General features: G+C 59.5%; 2 protein-coding genes. Both read left to right on the forward strand.

Annotation, left to right across the window (positions count from 1 at the left end):
* Positions 1-180 (forward strand): hypothetical protein (locus LKE08_RS07495; RefSeq protein WP_324703589.1); only part of this gene is annotated, 180 nt, incomplete at its 5' end.
* 41 nt (positions 181-221) lie between these two features.
* A complete protein-coding gene (locus LKE08_RS07500; RefSeq protein WP_324703590.1) occupies positions 222-395 on the forward strand; it encodes a hypothetical protein in 174 nt (57 codons plus the stop codon).
* Positions 396-494: the final 99 nt, after the last annotated feature.

The following is a 494-nucleotide window of genomic DNA, read 5'->3' on the forward strand; positions in this document are numbered from 1 at the left end:
GAGTTTTTTCGCCCTGGGGTGAGGGATGCCGGTTGGAGGGATTTCAAGATCTCCCTCACCGCGATCGCGATCGCCCTTTTCTGCCTCGGATTCTGGCTGGGGACCGGCGATCTGAAAATCCCCCCCCTCTCCCTCACCGTAGACTTTGCCCACCCCGACAGAGGCGACGGGCGCCGGTGAACGGACGCGCCCGCCCCGTCGGATATTGACCCACAACAGCCATGAGTAACAACAACAGCAACAGCGACTACACCCGCAATCTGATCGCGTCCATCCTGGTCCTGATCTTGACCGTGATGGCCGTCAGCAACGACTTAGAGCGCGAACACGCCCAACGGGAAGTTTCCCGTCTGCGGGGATTCATTGAAGCCCTCGCCGCCATGCGCTACCGCTAAACTTAACCGCCGTGGGAGGGCGACCGCCCGTTATCACCACGGCCATTCACCCATTACTCAGGAGTATTTACCCATGATTGGATTTGTCAGAGGCGACGA

The sequence above is a fragment of the Lyngbya sp. CCY1209 genome (assembly GCF_035615495.1).
Taxonomy (GTDB): Bacteria; Cyanobacteriota; Cyanobacteriia; order Cyanobacteriales; family Microcoleaceae; genus Limnospira.